Origin of the sequence: uncultured Campylobacter sp., from assembly GCF_944323605.1 — a bacterium.
GTDB lineage: Bacteria > Campylobacterota > Campylobacteria > Campylobacterales > Campylobacteraceae > Campylobacter_D.
In genome coordinates, this window is sequence record NZ_CALUTC010000001.1 from 258,334 (window position 1) to 274,121 (window position 15,788).

At 29.0% G+C, this 15,788-nt stretch carries 17 protein-coding genes and 1 tRNA gene; 2 read left to right on the top strand and 16 right to left on the bottom strand.

The features are described from left to right. The first annotated feature begins 2 nt into the window (after positions 1–2). The gene (locus Q0J35_RS01405; RefSeq protein ID WP_297192296.1) at positions 3–800 is read left to right on the top strand and encodes a CheR family methyltransferase; all 798 of its coding nucleotides are present in this window, start codon (positions 3–5) and stop codon (positions 798–800) included. Here the strand turns inward: Q0J35_RS01405 and Q0J35_RS01410 are convergent. From Q0J35_RS01410 to Q0J35_RS01425, 4 genes are read right to left on the bottom strand one after another with little or no spacing between them, the layout of a single operon-like run. Further along, positions 797–1,978, bottom strand: coding sequence for a type II secretion system F family protein (locus tag Q0J35_RS01410; RefSeq protein WP_297192298.1), 1,182 nt, complete (start codon positions 1,976–1,978; stop codon positions 797–799). The two genes, Q0J35_RS01405 and Q0J35_RS01410, sit on opposite strands and share 4 nt — an antisense overlap. Continuing rightward, positions 1,975–3,612: a GspE/PulE family protein gene (locus tag Q0J35_RS01415; RefSeq protein WP_297192300.1), complete on the bottom strand. Its 1,638-nt coding sequence runs from the start codon at positions 3,610–3,612 to the stop codon at positions 1,975–1,977. Before Q0J35_RS01415 ends, Q0J35_RS01410 begins: the two co-directional genes overlap by 4 nt. A 3-nt stretch (positions 3,613–3,615) precedes the next feature. After that, positions 3,616–4,269 (bottom strand): TrkA family potassium uptake protein, encoded by a 654-nt coding sequence (locus Q0J35_RS01420; RefSeq protein ID WP_297192302.1) that lies wholly within the window; start codon positions 4,267–4,269, stop codon positions 3,616–3,618. Then, a complete protein-coding gene (locus Q0J35_RS01425; RefSeq protein WP_297192304.1) occupies positions 4,266–5,612 on the bottom strand; it encodes a TrkH family potassium uptake protein in 1,347 nt (448 codons plus the stop codon). The genes Q0J35_RS01420 and Q0J35_RS01425 overlap by 4 nt, the downstream gene beginning before the upstream one ends. A 118-nt stretch (positions 5,613–5,730) precedes the next feature. Here Q0J35_RS01425 and Q0J35_RS01430 point away from each other — a divergent pair. Next, positions 5,731–5,806 (top strand) — tRNA-Phe (locus Q0J35_RS01430). Positions 5,807–5,827: 21 nt separating this feature from the next. Here the strand turns inward: Q0J35_RS01430 and Q0J35_RS01435 are convergent. Genes Q0J35_RS01435 through pseB form a run of 12 tightly spaced genes read right to left on the bottom strand, consistent with a single transcriptional unit; the run spans position 5,828 to position 15,777 of the window. Beyond that, complete coding sequence (locus Q0J35_RS01435; protein WP_297192306.1) at positions 5,828–6,454, bottom strand: formyltransferase family protein; 627 nt, start codon at positions 6,452–6,454, stop codon at positions 5,828–5,830. Between the two features lie 27 nt (positions 6,455–6,481). Next, positions 6,482–6,940, bottom strand: a complete 459-nt coding sequence (gene pseH / locus Q0J35_RS01440; protein WP_297192308.1) for a UDP-4-amino-4,6-dideoxy-N-acetyl-beta-L-altrosamine N-acetyltransferase — start codon at positions 6,938–6,940, stop codon at positions 6,482–6,484. Beyond that, on the bottom strand, positions 6,937–7,761 hold the full coding sequence (gene pseG, locus Q0J35_RS01445; RefSeq protein ID WP_297192310.1) for a UDP-2,4-diacetamido-2,4,6-trideoxy-beta-L-altropyranose hydrolase: 825 nt from the start codon (positions 7,759–7,761) through the stop codon (positions 6,937–6,939). The genes pseH and pseG overlap by 4 nt, the downstream gene beginning before the upstream one ends. Beyond that, positions 7,758–8,453, bottom strand: coding sequence for a pseudaminic acid cytidylyltransferase (gene pseF, locus Q0J35_RS01450; RefSeq protein WP_297192312.1), 696 nt, complete (start codon positions 8,451–8,453; stop codon positions 7,758–7,760). Before pseF ends, pseG begins: the two co-directional genes overlap by 4 nt. A gap of 18 nt (positions 8,454–8,471) precedes the next feature. Then, positions 8,472–8,696, bottom strand: coding sequence for an acyl carrier protein (locus Q0J35_RS01455; RefSeq protein ID WP_297192314.1), 225 nt, complete (start codon positions 8,694–8,696; stop codon positions 8,472–8,474). After that, positions 8,693–9,610, bottom strand: a complete 918-nt coding sequence (locus tag Q0J35_RS01460) for a ketoacyl-ACP synthase III (protein WP_297192315.1) — start codon at positions 9,608–9,610, stop codon at positions 8,693–8,695. The genes Q0J35_RS01455 and Q0J35_RS01460 overlap by 4 nt, the downstream gene beginning before the upstream one ends. Position 9,611: 1 nt before the next feature. Continuing rightward, the gene (locus Q0J35_RS01465) at positions 9,612–10,214 is read right to left on the bottom strand and encodes a hypothetical protein (protein WP_297192317.1); all 603 of its coding nucleotides are present in this window, start codon (positions 10,212–10,214) and stop codon (positions 9,612–9,614) included. Positions 10,215–10,216: 2 nt separating this feature from the next. After that, positions 10,217–11,017: an AAC(3) family N-acetyltransferase gene (locus Q0J35_RS01470; protein ID WP_297192319.1), complete on the bottom strand. Its 801-nt coding sequence runs from the start codon at positions 11,015–11,017 to the stop codon at positions 10,217–10,219. A 10-nt stretch (positions 11,018–11,027) separates the two neighbouring features. Further along, on the bottom strand, positions 11,028–12,323 hold the full coding sequence (locus Q0J35_RS01475; protein WP_297192321.1) for a putative sulfate exporter family transporter: 1,296 nt from the start codon (positions 12,321–12,323) through the stop codon (positions 11,028–11,030). Beyond that, positions 12,313–13,674 carry a DUF4910 domain-containing protein gene (locus Q0J35_RS01480; protein WP_297192824.1) on the bottom strand — a complete coding sequence of 454 codons (1,362 nt, stop codon included), beginning with the start codon at positions 13,672–13,674 and terminating at the stop codon, positions 12,313–12,315. Before Q0J35_RS01480 ends, Q0J35_RS01475 begins: the two co-directional genes overlap by 11 nt. After that, a complete protein-coding gene (gene pseC, locus Q0J35_RS01485; protein WP_297192323.1) occupies positions 13,637–14,773 on the bottom strand; it encodes a UDP-4-amino-4,6-dideoxy-N-acetyl-beta-L-altrosamine transaminase in 1,137 nt (378 codons plus the stop codon). The genes Q0J35_RS01480 and pseC overlap by 38 nt, the downstream gene beginning before the upstream one ends. After that, positions 14,773–15,777, bottom strand: a complete 1,005-nt coding sequence (gene pseB, locus Q0J35_RS01490; protein WP_297192325.1) for a UDP-N-acetylglucosamine 4,6-dehydratase (inverting) — start codon at positions 15,775–15,777, stop codon at positions 14,773–14,775. The genes pseC and pseB overlap by 1 nt, the downstream gene beginning before the upstream one ends. Positions 15,778–15,788: the final 11 nt, after the last annotated feature.

Below are 15,788 nucleotides of genomic sequence, written 5' to 3' on the forward strand. Positions count from 1 at the left end.
ATATGCAGGATTTAGGATTTAATGAAGAGGAATTGTATTCATTTATAAAGATTATGAATGAATACACAGGAAATGACCTAAGCGAAAAAAAGAGTGCTTTGGCTGTGAAACTTAGAAGTTTTTTAAAAGAACTTAATGGAATTTCTAGTTTTAAAGAATTTTTAACTCGCTTACAATATGATAAAAAACTAAAACAAGAAACTATAGATTTTGTAACTGTTAATGAAACTTATTTTTATAGAGAATTACCACAGCTTAAAGAAGCGTTGTATTATCTTAAATCCTTAGATAAAAAGGTAAATGTGCTTTGTGCACCTTGTTCTAGCGGAGAAGAGGTTTATTCTTTAGCACTGCTTGGAGTGTTAAATTTTTCTAAAGAAAACTTAAATATAGTTGGTATAGACATAAATAGCAAGGCGATAGAAAAAGCTAAGAATGCTGTTTATCAAGGCAGGAGTTTGCATCGTTTAGCAGATAGTGAAAAAATTAGATATTTTACAAAGGAAGGCGATTTTTATAAGATAAAAAAGGAAGAGCTTTGTCGTTGTAGATTTGAGCTTTGCAATGTTTTTGATAAGAAATTTCTAGAGCTTGGCAAATTTGATGCGATATTTTCTAGAAATATGATGATATATTTTGACTACGAATCAAGATTAAAATTCGCAGAAGTGCTGTATAAAATAGCAAACAATCAATGCAGACTTTACATAGGAAATGCTGATTTAATGCCTGATACCGAGTATTGGAGCAAGGTTTTTGTTCCAAGAGGTGGAACTTATTATATTAAAAATGATCTTTAAAATTTGTTTATAGAATTAAGCTCCCACATAGGTAGAAAAATTCCTAAAGCCAAAAATAGCACACCTATAGCAACTACAAAAGTCATAAGAGGTTCTATTAAATTTAATATAAGGCTTAGCTTGTCATCTAATTTGACTTCATAATATCTTGATATGTTTTCACATATTTTGCCTAGTTTCGCACTTTTCATAGCAGTGTTTAACATACTTATTACAAGAGTATCAAAAATTTTAACCTTATCAAAGGCTAATTCTAAGCTCAAGCCTTGTTCCATTAGTATTTGAATTTCTTTTATTTTTTGCTTTATAAATTTATTTTGAAAATTTGCAGATGCTAGTTTTACTGATTTTAAAGCTACTATATTTGCCTCACTTAAAACAGATAAGACAAAGAAAAATTGAGAACTTTGAGAATAAAAAATCAAACTTGATACAATGGGAATTTTACTTATTATCATATCCACGATATAAGCAAAATCTTGTCTGTTCTTATAAAGCAAAATAAAAATAAATATAAAGGCTACAAATGCAAAGATGATTACTAAGTAAAATTCACTCAAACAATCGTAAAAATTTAAAAACATTCTGGTTATAAGTGGCAATTCTATGTTAAATTCGTTAAATAAATTTTTAAATTGCGGCAAGATAAGCAGTATAATGGCACAAAATGCGAATATAAGAGTGATAAAAACAAAACAAGGGTAGGATAGGGCTTTTTTTAATTTCTTTAAATTTTCAATCTTTTTTTCTTTTAGTTCGCATAATTTAGCAAAAATTTTAGCCAATTCTCCGCTATGTTCTGCTAGTTCTAGTAAGGTAAGCTCTGTATTATTAAAATAAAAAGAGCTATTTTTAAAAGCAGATGTTAAGTTTTGACCACTATTTAAAAGCTTTGATATATTGTTTAAAAATATCTTTAAGTCGGATTTAGCACTTTTTTCAAGTTCTTTGATAGCATTTTGCAAGCTTATGTTAGAGTCTAAAAGTATTGATAATTCTTTATAAAATATCAATAAAATTGAATCTTTTAGACGTTTTTTAAAAAAAATATTATTAGCTTCCTCGATATTTTCTACTTTTAAACCTTTATTAATGGCTATTTTTTGAGCTTGAAATTTGCTTTTTGCGTAAATTATAATTTCTTTATCACTATTATATAATTTAACCCTATATCTCAACGCAAAACCCTATAAATTTCATCTATGCTACTTATTCCTAATCTAGCCTTTTGCAATGCGTTATCAAATATAGTTTTAAAGCCTTTTTCCTTAGCTTTTTGTAGAATTTGTGCTTTTGAAGCATTTATTCTTATTAATTCGCTAAGTTCTTCATCTATAAATAAACATTCGCTTACTAATTCTCTTCCTAAATACCCTGTATAATTGCACTCTTTACAAGAAGCAGCTTCAAAAAAAGTTCCATCAAATTCACTGTATTTTTTATCAGATATTTTTTTGCAATACGGACATAATTTTCTAAGTAATCTTTGTGCTATCACTACAGTAAGTGCACACGATATGAGATAAGGTTTTGCTTTCATATCAAGCATTCTAGAGATTGCAGAAATAGAATCATTTGTGTGAAGTGTAGAAAAAACTAAATGTCCTGTTAATGAAGCTTTTATAGCTATGTCAAGACTTTGTTCGTCTCTAATTTCTCCTATCATTATAACATCTGGATCTTGTCTTAGCATAGCTCTTAATGCGTTGTTAAAGTCAAGTCCAGCTTTTTCGTTCAGTAAAATTTGTTGCACTAAATCAATTCTGTATTCTATAGGATCTTCTGCTGATATAATTTTTTTGCTTTCGCTTTTTATCTCATTTAAAGAAGCATATAAGGTGGTGCTTTTACCACTTCCAGTGGGACCTGTAAGGAGTATAAGTCCGTGAGGCAAATTTATACTTTTTTTATATTTTTGAAGCACGACTTCATCGAATTTAAGATCGTCTAAGCTTAGAATTTCAGCCTTTCTTTTTAAAATTCTAAGCACTATTGTTTCTCCATTTATAATAGGCAAAGATGAGAAGCGAAAGTCGTATTCTAAGCCTTCAAATTCCATAGAAAAACTTCCATCTTGAGCCTTTCTTTTTTCAGCTACATTAAGATGTGCTAGTATTTTTATATAAAATATAAGTGCGTTGTATATATCTTGTTCTAGTTTTATAAATACAAACATAATCCCATCTACTCTAAATCTTATAAGTGCATCTTTATCGTTTATTTCAAAGTGTATATCGCTTGAATTTAGTTTTATGGCTTCATATGTTATAAGTCTAAAAAGTTTTGAAACAGCACTTTGTTCCTTGTCGCTTTTGCTTTTTAGTTCAAATTTTAGTTCTTTAAATAACTCTTTTAATTCTTTTTCTAAAATAAATTCATCTAAAATTTTTGAAATTTGTATCTTGCTTGATATGAAAATTTTAACCTTTTTGTCTTTGAATATAGAGCTTATTCTATCTAGTAAAGATACATTAAAGCTATTGTAAGTGCTTACATAAATATACTTATCGTCCTCTTTAAAAAATACCAAATCCCTATTTTCCATAAAAGAAGGAGGCATTTTTTCAAGCAATGATAAGTCTATTTCTTCTTTTTTTAAGTCTATAAAGTCTAATTTTTTAAAATGAGCAAAATTGTGTAAAAAATCATCTTCTTTTATAGAAAGAACTTTATTTATTTCATCTAAAGATATGCTTTTATCATCATAAAGTTCATATAAAACAATGTCGAAATTTTCTAAATTTTTTAGAGTTTTTACATCGTTTATTTTATATTTTACTTTTCTTGAGATTCTCTTTAAAAACTCCTGCATTTTTTAGCTTAAAGAAAAATTCTCAAGGTCTTTTACTGTGCCTACTAAAATTATATTATCTCCAACATCAACAAGTGTTGTTTCAAGCTCTGGAAACATAGACCAATCATCAGTGCCTTTTTTATAGGCTAGTATTTTCATATTTTGGGCTATTTGTTTTAGACTATGTCCAACAAGAGTGTCATCTACTAAGATTTTCACAGCTCTTATAGTATTTGCAGATAGGTCTATTACCTCAAATTTGCTATGAGATAAAATTTCTTTTGCAAGTCTTACTGCACTTTCTTTTTCTGGATAAATTACCTTAGAAGAGCCAAGCTTTGACAAAATTTGCCCATGAACTTGCGAGGTAGCTTTTGTTATAACTGTTTCAACGCCTATTTCTTTTAATGCCATTAAAGTAAGTATGCTTTTTTCTATATTTTCACCTATACTAACTATAACTATATCCACATCTTGAAATCCAGCTTCCTTTAAAGCTGATTGATTTGATGAGTCTAATATATATGCGTAACTAACTTTGTCTTGCAGCTTTTTTAAGTTATTTTCATCTATATCAGCTATGACTACATTTTCTCCGCCATTAATTAGTTCTGTGGCTAATACAGAACCAAATTTGCCAAGCCCTATAATACCATAGGTTGTGTTACTTTTCATAGATATACCTTTCCTTGTGGATATCTTAAGAATTTTTCCTTTTCTTGAGTAAACATAGATATTAAAAATGCAAAAATTCCTATTCTACCTGTTATCATAAGTAGTATGATTATTAATTTACTTTCATTGCTAAACAATGCAGAAAGCGATAATGTTCCGCCATCTCCTGTTGATACGCCTACAGTTGCAAATGCAGAACTTACTTCAAAGAGAATATTTATAAACCTATACTCCTGTTCTAACAAGCTTACTATTATTACGCATATTATAACATACATTATAGAACCAACCGTTATAACAAAAGCTTTTCGTATGGTTTCTTCTGGTATTTCATAATGAAAAATATGTGCAGCTCTTGCATTTTTTATAACCCAGTAAGTATATATGATTAAAACTGCAGCTGTTGTGATTTTTATACCACCTGAAGTTCCACCAGGACCACCTCCAATTACCATAAACAAAGAACCAAAAAATAAAGATGCATCTTTTAGTGTGCTTAAATCTATGGTATTAAAGCCTGAAGTTCTGTAATTTACCGATATAAAATAAGAGCTAAGAAGTTTGTCAAATAAAGAAAAGGAGCCTATACTATTTTTATTTGCGTATTCAAACAAAAATACAACTACAGTAGCTAGTATTATAAGTATCACAGTCCCGCTTAATACAATCTTTGTGTGTATGCTAAGTGTGCCTAGTCTTTTCTTTTTAAATAAATAAAGCTCTAGTAAGACAAAATACCCAATACCACCTATAATTATAAGTGTAGTTACTATAAAATTTATCCAAAAATCTTGTCTGTATGGCATAAGACCGTATTCAAATAATGTAAAACCAGCGTTATTAAATGATGATATTGACAAAAATAAACCGTTCCAAATAGCTTGTGGCATACTCATTTCAAGTGCAAATCTAAGACTTAAAAGCACAGCACCTACAAATTCTGTAATAAATACAAATATTACTATCTTTTTAAGAAAATCAATAACCCCGTCTATGTGTGGATAAATAAGGGATTCTTTTAGCATATTTCTTTCATTAAATCCTATTTTTTTGCGTATGAGTAGGTAAAAGAATATGCCAAGTCCCATATATCCAAGACCGCCAATTTGTATCAAAAACAATAAAAAAATTTGTCCCCATATGGTAAAATCAGTTGCTATGTTTTTAACTATTAAGCCTGTCATACTTATAGCAGAAGCAGAAGTAAATAAAGCATCTATAAAACTCATATCGCTTTTGCTCATTATATCAAGCCTTAGTATAAAAGCACCAAAAATAGCTATACCAACATATCCTAAAAATAAAACTCTTATACTTCTTCTGTCTAAGTGTGTTTGTTTCATAAGTTCCTAAACTTTTAGAAATTAAACCAAAAAGTATAGCAAAATTTTTATAAAAAACAAAAAATAATGAATTTAGTTTTTTTTAAAAATAACTTGTTATAATACCGCTTTTAGTTGTGGTTGGATAGCTCAGTCGGTAGAGCAGCAGACTGAAAATCTGCGTGTCGGCAGTTCGATTCTGCCTCTAACCACCACTCATTTATCTCTCGTGATTTTTAATCACTTTTTTTGTAAATTTTTAGTATAAATTTTTGTTTTTCTATGTAAAAAAATGCCGGAAATTCTTTATTTGAGCAAATTCTTAGTAGATTAAATTGCGATTTTATGCTTTTGTTTATATCTAACTCGCTATCTTTAGGGTATCTTCTTTTGTAAAAGCTTTCTTTACCTTTTTGTTTTTTTGCTTTTAATTTATCTATGTTTTTTACAAATTTTAAAGCCATTTTGTAGACTAATTTAGCTTGCTTGTCCCTTAGCTCATTATATAATTCTAAGCCATTTAAAACAAGTTTTTCTTTTATATAAAATTCTCCATTATCCGCACTTTCATTTGCTTCAAACAAAGTAAAAATTATTTCTTTTTTACCCTCTAAAACTTGATGAAAAAGTGGAGCAAATCCTTTGCCTTTTGGTAAATTTGAGCTGTGAATTACTATGTTATGTTTATTTTTTGAAAGGCTTTTTTTGTTTAAAATTTTATGATATGAAAGTATGAATAATATGTCGAATTTTTCTTTTATGTCGCTACTACTGTAAAAAAGTTTAGCATCTAATTTTTTTGCTAGATGTTTGGCATATCTTAAAAACCATTGATTTTTTGAGGTAAGTATGGCTATTTTCATGCAGATACCTCAAAAATGTATATGAGATTATTTAAAGCCCCCCCCCCTCATAGCAAATTCTATACTTAGTAAATTACCGTGTTTCTTTGTGATTTTAAATCCAAATTTTTCATAAAGTTTCAAGGCTTTTGTATTCTGTTCAAAAACCTCAGCTTTTATTTTTTTTAGTTTTAAATTTTTAAAACCGTATTCAAGCATTTTATTCATTAAAATTTCTCCAACCTTTCTTTGAGTTATCTTATAAAGTCCAAAAAAACCTTCATCATTATCAATTCTTGTAAAGCTTATAACCCCTATCATTTCCTCATCATCAAAGAGTGCAAGATAAATGTCTTTGCTAAATTTTAACTTTTCTATGAATTCTAGGTGTTCATCTAAGCTTATATTCTTGTTTATAGCAAAATTTGCTACTTCTGGGCTATTTCTCTTTTCTAAAATTTGCTTTTTTTCATCTAGGCTTAATTCTGTAAAATTTTTAAATATCATATCATCATTTCTACTTCATAGCCTTTTTGACCAAGCCAAGTAGCTATGTTTTCTTGATTTTTTGCTGTGCAAATAGCCTTAAAATTTGCTTTTAGCATAAGGGCTTCATTTATTAAAGAACTAGCCGAAATGATAAGTTTTTTGCTTTCATTCATTAATTTAGCTAGATTTTCGCTGTCTATTACTAGCGTTATATTACTTTTTGAAGCTACAAATTCTTTTAATTTATCTAAATTTAGATTCGCACTTGTTGTTGCTATTATTATTTTTTTATCTTTTGATATTTCATTTGCTATGTTGGCTGATAGGTTTTTGCTATCAACTCCACCCATACATATAAAAAAATCATATTTTTTCTCTCTTTGTATCTTAGCCTCTTCGTAAAATTCGTCTCTAATCAAGGCACAAGAAAATCCACATCTAATCTCACAAAATTTAGGGACAAGGTCTTTGTATTCGTCTATTTTTGCATAAGCATTTACATTTAAAAGTATATCACAGTAATGCTCTTTATACATATCATCAAGGCATAGAATTTTTACCCCGGTTTCAAGCTTTATAAGCATTTCATCATCTTTATCTATATCGTAGTGATCTATGATTAAAAAGTCAAATTTTTCCCTTTTTATCAAATTTATAAGCTCATAAATACTAGCACTTGAAAGTTCATAAACGGTGTAAGGAATTTCATCTATTAACGAGCCTTGAAGTTCCATACAAGCAAAGCTTACATCATCATATTGTTTTGCTAAAACAAGGTCTCTTTTTATATGTCCGTGTCCTATGGTAGATGAGCTATCACTTCTTATTAAAACTTTCATTTGTTTTTTGCCTTTAGATTTATTTCAAACAAGGCTTTAGCAAAGTCTAAATCCTCTTTTGTATCTATATCGCAAACTAAATTTCTAGGTAAAATATAAACAGTAGAATACTGTTTAAATAAAAAATCTTTTTCAAGCCAAGCATTTTTAGTGCCAAAATAAAAAGCCCCAGCGTCGTGATATGCTTTTTCTAAATCCTGACTTCTTTTGTAATAATACTTTTCATCAAACATCTTTACTTTAGAATTTTCATCTAGCTTAAACGATCTTTGTATGGGGTATTCAAATTCCGTTGCAGCAAATAAAAAAAGACTTTTATCCTTTATGAATTTATCGTAGGCTTCTTTTAAAATTTTAGCGTTTATAAGAGGGGCTGTTGGGTAAAGTAAGCAAAGATTTTTTACATTTTTTCCATTTTGTAATAGAGACTTTAAAGTGTATATAGCAGCCTTTGTGCTAGAGCTTATATCGTCTGCGTATTTATCTCTTTTGAAAATTTTTGCCTTAAATTTTAATGCTATGTTTAAAATTTCCTCATCATCGCTTGAAACTATAACCTCATCAAAAATTCCAGAATCAAGAGCATTTTCTATGCTATATGCTATTAGTGGTTTGCCGTGAAAATCCACTATATTTTTTTTAGGAATTCTTTTGCTACCACCACGAGCCGTTATCATGCAGATATTTGACATATCTATCCTTAGATAGTATTAATTTATATAGTCTAATATCTTATCTATGCTATTTAGTTCTTGAGTTTTTTCTATAGGTATTACAACATCATATTTTTCTTGTATATTTAAAAATATATTTGCAATATCTAAAGAATCTATACCTTGATCGCTTAAGCTTTTATCGCTTTTTAAAGTATTTACATCTATTAAAACACCGGTTTCTTTTATGAGTTCTAATATATCTTCTACCTTAACTTTCATTTATCCTCCTTAAATTTTAATAAGCCCGAAGCATAGGATAGTCCCGTCCCAAAGCCCGTTATTAGAATTTTATCATATCTTTTTTCTTTTATAAAATTTTCAAGCATTAGAGGTATTGATGATGAGACCGTGTTGCCATATGATGCGGCTAAGAATGGCACCTTATCTGGGTTTAAATTTAACCTTTTGCTTAAAGTGTCTATAATGTATTTGCTTCCTTGGTGAAATAAAAACAAATCAATATCATCTTTATTTAGATTGTTTTTAGATAAAAAATCATTTATGTGTTTGACAACAGTTGTTGCAGCGAAATTAAACACGGCTTGTCCATTCATACTTAAAATATCTTTTTCACAAAATATACTTTTATACGCACTCCCATCAGTGCCAAAAGCAAAATTTTTAGCTTCTATTTTATAGTCTTTACTTATATATGTAACTGTTGCTGCATCGCCAAATAACAAAACAGTATTTTTGTCATTTTTATCTATAATCTTACTGTAAGGATCGCACGTAAATAATAAGCCATTTTGCAAGCCATTAAAATTCATAAAAGAGATAATGTTTGAAAGTGCATAAACATAGCCACTACAAGCAAGAGCTATATCATAACAAGCACAATTTTTGCTTAAATTTAATTCACTTTGTAAAAGTGCTGAACTGTGAGGTATCTTTATATCTTGATTTTGAGAGACTAAAACTAAGCAGTCTATATTTGATAAATCTATATTTAAATTTTCACAGGCTTTCAAGCACATAGATATAACGCTTTCGTTTTCATCTTTTATTTTTAAGCTTTCAAAGCCTATTTTATTTTTTATAAAATCATCGTTTATAGAAAAAAGCTCTTTTTTTTCATAATTGTTTATGTTTTTTGAAGCCTTGTAGCTTGAAATTTTAGTTATACCTAGCATATCACTCCTTCTTTGAACCAAAAAATACAATGCCCCCCCCCGTTGCTACACCTTCTTTGTATAAGATTATTTCACTTTTGCTTAATAAAAAATTAAAATTTGTTTTTAATCTTATTTCTAAAGGATAGCTTCTTTCTGGCAAGAGATTAGAATGAATAAATTTAGCAAAATACCATTTTCCTTTTTTTTGTTTTTGTATAGTTTGTTGAACTAAGTATTTATTTAAGGCAACTATTTCTTCCATAAGAGTAAATTTGCTTGGACTGTTTAAAATGATACTTTCATCTTTTTCATTAAATATAGCATTTTGCGTTATTAGCTCTTCTTCATAAATTATACTTTCATTAGGTTTGGAGCTTTCATCTTTTATCCCGTAAAGTTCTTTTGTGTTATCATTTTCTATATATCTACATAAAAAGTAAAGATCTTGTTCTTTATTTGGTTTTTTATCGCTTAGTATTATGTTATTTTTCATAATGTTGTGAAAAGAGAGTTCAAAATAAGTTATCTTTTTTTTATTTAATATTTTCTCAATCTCATTATAAACATCAGGACCTTGTATGTAGTCTCTACTACCTTTAAGTTTAAAAGTTAATTTTTCCATATTTATTTCCTAAATGGTTTTTCTTTGGGTTCTTCGCTCATCCAAGAATATATATCTTTTAAAAGCAATTCTATACTACTTTCGTAAAATTTTTTATAATCATAAATATAAATTTTATTTTTTCCAAGATTTATCTCTTTTATATTATTTCCTTTTTCTTTAAAGTATTTAAAAAATTTTATATTTAAATTTCTTTTCATAGCTATGTATTCTTTATAAAGCACATGAAGATAGAAATTTTTTCTAATTATTTTATCGTCAATTTTTATCGGATGATAAAATTCTTTTATGTATCTGTATGGCACGTGCATATTAAATTCCGCGTGATGTATTATAGAGCAGGTCGTATTTGGGGGCATTCCTACGCTAAACATTTTAATATTATCAAATTTTAGCATATTATCATAAGGCGATTTTATACCATAAGCAAAAGGGGTGCTTGTATCGCAAATATAAGCATTTTTTCCAAGTGCTGTGTAAGAGGCAAAGGGGTGATTGCTTCTAATGCTATTTTTTTTATTTAGCAAATAGTTTGAAAAAGCCCCTAAATTCGCCCAGGTGTATCTTTCGTATGGTATATCTGTGTTGCATATTTGAAAACTCATACTTTGTGTCATAATCGTAGCATTATCTTTACTTGCTTTAAAAATTGTTTCTGAAACAGAATCTAATAAATCTAATTTATTTCTTGAATCAAACATTCCCAAATTTGCGAAATTTCCAGCCATAAAAACAATATCAGTTTTTTCATCTACATTTTCTTTTATTATATTTTCAAAATCACTTATCTTATAATCAGACATTTATTTCCTTTCATTTTATTAAAAAATTTTTCCAAAATTCTGCAAAAATATAATTTGATAGCACAAATCCAAGCGGCAAATTTATTAAAACTCCTAAAAAAAACGCCAAGAAAGGCTTGTATGATAATTTTAAAAGCTCCTTGAAATTCGTGCTTAAGCCTATACACAAAAAGCTTAATGTGAAAATATGAGTTCTAAAATCTTTCATAGTGCTTAAAAATTCTTTTTCAAATGAGATTTTTAAATCATCTGCTAAGAAATGTAAGAATAATGTGCTTAAAATGCAAAGAGTGAAAAAGCCTAGTATAAATTTTGGAAATCTTTGAAATATAAGTTTTGCACTTGTTTTTTCTCCGGTTTTTTCCCAAACTGCAACAGATAAAAAAGTTACTAATAACGCCCAAATTCCTATAAACATATCGCGACCGACAACCTTAACCACAGTAAAAGCAGCCACAGCTCTTTCATCTGACAAAGAGGAAGCTGCAGCTAATCCAGCTGCGTCAGCAAATTCTGATGTCCCTATGAAAGCTCCAGCTATACCTGCATCTAAATTTAAGGCTTTACATAAAAATGGCAAGGCAAATACCATAATCAAAGCAAAAAATACCACTATGCTTATACTCGCAGATATTTGCTCCTTTTTAGCTTTACAAGCATTGCCTATGACTATGGCAGCACTTACTCCACAAATAGATCCTCCACCTGCTAAAGTTGCTCCAAATGGTTTTTCAAGATTAAAAATTCTAGTTGCAAAAAAATATATAGAAAAAAATGTTACAGTTGTTACTATACAAGCTTGTAGAATAGCTATGCCAGAAGCTTGTAATAACAAATTCAAGGTAAAATTAGCTCCCATAACTACTATACCGGTCTTTATGTAAAGTTCCGTGCTAAGACAGTTTTTTAAAAAGCTTGGAATTTTAAAAAAGTTAGTTATTATTATACCTAGTAATAAAGCTAGTAATGGGCTTTCAAGCTGCATATTTTTTATAAGATTATGCTTGCTTAACAAAAGCACAATGAAAAACAACAAAAACAATATGCTAAAACTGTAAAAAAAGTCCTTAAATTTATATCCTAAAAATACGGCAGATACTAAAAAACAAAGTAGTAAAAGAATGTATGTTGATATAAAAGATACAAAACTAAAATTTTCAAATCCTGATTTTATATCAAAATTTTGCCAACTAGATATTTTTAGATTAAAAAAGCTCAATAATTCTACATTTACAAAAAACAATACGCACATCAAGGAGAAAATAAAAAAGCCTATAATTATGCTAAAAGAATCTTCATTTTTCATTTTTTACTCTTTTTATAAGCTTGTGTTTTAATAAACTGTCAATAAGATCTTTAAGCTCATAGGTTTGCATATCTAAGATATTTGCTACTTCAAACAATTCTCTTTCTCCATCTAAAAAAGCTAATAAATCACTTATTATAGGTTTTTTATTATCTAAATTTAATGTAGGATAAAGTCCTCTTTTGCCTAAATTTGGCTCACAAAAAACAGTGCTTTTGTATGTATCGTTGCATTCTAAATTCAAAATAAGCTCTTGTAAGCTTTTTAGTGAGTTTAACAAACCTTTTGCACTTATATAATTTAGATCATCAGCTGATGTGTGATACTGTTTAAAATCTGCGTATCTAGTCCTGCAAATTCCTACCACTCCTAAATTCACCAAGGGGCTATTAAACTGTCTTTCATCACTTCCTCTAAATAAAAAACTAAATTCTTTAAAATTTTCTTTATTTTTGTATGTATGAAGTGCTATTTTATCGCTTAAACTGTTTCCTTTTGGGCTGTGTATAAGAGAATAGTTATCATCATCTCCCAAGCAAGAAAGGACAAAACCTGCTTTTACTCTTTTTTTGAGTTCTTTTAAATTTTTATTTATATATACTATCGAACCTATAGTTTCTGGTATTAAAACAAAGCGATAATTATATTTTTTATTTTTAATACCTTTTAGCCATTTGGCTAAAAATGTAAGTATAATCGGACCACTAAGCTCATTGTTTGCCATAGAAGGATGACAAAGATAGCTTGAGATTAACACCTCATCTTTACTTTTTTTATCGGCTTTTATAAAGAAATCAGCATAGTTTAAAACACCATTCTTATCATGTTCTGCGTCTATATATACTTTGTATAAGCCTTGTTTAAGCTTTTTTCTTTCATTGTGGCTTATGCAAAAACCCCATCTTCTCTTATAATAAGAAGTTACATAAGGTATAGAATCTGGCATTTTTTCATTTGAGTATAGATGATTTTGCAATTCTTCCAAGCTTATTTCATCATTTACTGCTGTGCTGTAGTTTAAAACGTGAAGATTATGTTTTTTAAAATCACAAATTTTTTCATTTTCAGGAGTTATTATGTAAGCATCTTTTATGTGCCATTCATCAGGCACTTCCCAGTCATATACTTTGGTTCCACTTTTTATTTCATATTTATTAAATGCCCCCCCCCGTTTGTCATTTTTATAAAATGCTTCTAATATATTTATTGATTTTCTAAAACCATCTCCTGTTATACTTCTGCATATAGGAAAAAGCTCTTGTGCTAATTTCATCATATCTTTTCCGATGATTTCATAATCTTTATGTCTGAAATCAAATTCTGTCACAATTATCCTTTTTTGCAAGTTCAAATACCTCAAACAAGCTATCTTTTACAAAATTTGCATCTTTTAAACTCATACATTGATGAGCTGGTATGCTAAGTTCTGCTTTATAAAAATTATCGGCATTTTCTAAAAAAATTTCACCAAAATTTTCTTTGTAGAAAGAAAATTCATAGCTTGGTTTATAATGCACTTGCACTCCTATCCCTTTTTCTATGAGTTTAGAAAAAATAAATTCTTTTTTGCAGTAAAATTCTGGATAAAGAAGTATAGGATAAAGATGCCTAGAGCTTTTTTTGTATTCTTTTATTTTGATTATGCTAAAGAAGTCATTTTTAGCTAAATGTTCGTCATAAAAAGAACATATCTCCTCTCTTTTTTTCAGCATTTCATCGATTTTTTTAAGTTGATTTATACCTAGCACACACGCCACATCGCTTAAGCGGTAGTTGTAGCCAAGTTTTATCATATCGCTATCCCAAAGTTTCTTTTTGATTATGCCGTGAGATCTTAATAGCTTTACATTTTCTATTAAACCCTCATCGTCGCTAAGCACTGCACCTCCTTCTAAGGTGGTTATAGGTTTTACTGGGTGAAACGATAGTATCGAAGTTTTAGCAAAAGAGCCTACTTTTTTACCTTTAAATTCTGCTCCTAAAGCGTGAGAAGCGTCATCAAGTATGGGTATGTTGTATTTTTTGGATAATTCTAAGATAGTATCTATCTCTACACTATTTCCGGCAAAATCAACGACGCAAATTGCTGCTATATCATCGCTTTTTTTTTGTAGTCTTGCTTCTAGTTTTTTCTCGTCTATATTTCCATCGCTTTTTATATCTATAAATTCAACCTTTGCTCCTGCCATTAAAGCCGTATTTGAAGTCGCTGCAAAGCTTATAGCAGGGCATAAAACAGTTTTATTTTTTACATTTAGGCTTTCAAAAGCTAAATGCAAGGCTGATGTTGCGGAATTTAAAACGGCTGCGTATTTTACACCTACATATTCACATAATGCATTCTCAAAATTTTCTACTTCCTTGCCACCTGTTAGTATATCTGATTTTAAAGCTTTTGTAACTACTTGTATATCGCTTTCATCTATGCTTTGATGAGAATAGCTAAGCATTAAAATTCCTCCGTGCTAGATATAATTTTTTTTATTTCTTCATCACTAGCCCATAAAGGATTATTGTCAGAACTATATGAAAAGCCGTCTTTTACTTTTTTGCCTCTTTCATTTAATGCATTTATTTCGTAATTTAACTCAACATTTGAAAATTTGATACTAGGTGCTATTATATAGTAATCATCAAACTCATATGTTAAATGACTATCATCGCTTGAAATCATTATTTCGTGGAGTTTTTCTCCTGCTCTTATACCAATTATCTTTCTTTTTAAGTCAGATGCCATTACTCTTGCTAGATCAATTATTTTCATAGATGGAATTTTTGGTATAAAAATTTCTCCACCGTGCATTCTTTCAAAATTACTAAATACAAATTTAACGCCATCTTCAAGACTTATCCAAAATCTAGTCATTCTTTCATCCGTTATAGGTAATTCTTTTGCACCGTTTTTTATAAGCTTTCTAAAAAGTGGCACGACAGAGCCTCTTGAGCCAACTACATTTCCATATCTTGTAACGCTAAATCTAGTTTCTTTTTTGCCAACTAAATTATTTGCCGCTATAAAAAGCTTATCACTTGCTAGTTTCGTAGCTCCATATAAATTTACAGGATTGCAAGCTTTATCAGTTGAAAGTGCTATGCATTTTTTTATATCATTTTTTATACAAGCGTCTATTACATTTTGAGCACCGTTTATGTTTGTCTTTATGCATTCCATAGGGTTGTATTCCGCTATTGGCACTTGCTTCATAGCAGCAGCGTGTATTACAAAATCAACACCTTTCATAGCTGTATCTAGCCTATCAAAATCCCTAACATCTCCTATAAAATACCTCATACAAGATTCATTGTATGTTATAGCCATTTCACTTTGCTTTAATTCATCTCTTGAATATATTATTATTTTTTCAGGCTTAAAATACTTTAGCAACATTTTTGTGTAAGTTTTTCCAAAAGAACCTGTTCCGCCGGTTATGAGTATATTTTTATTGTTAAACACTAAATCAACCT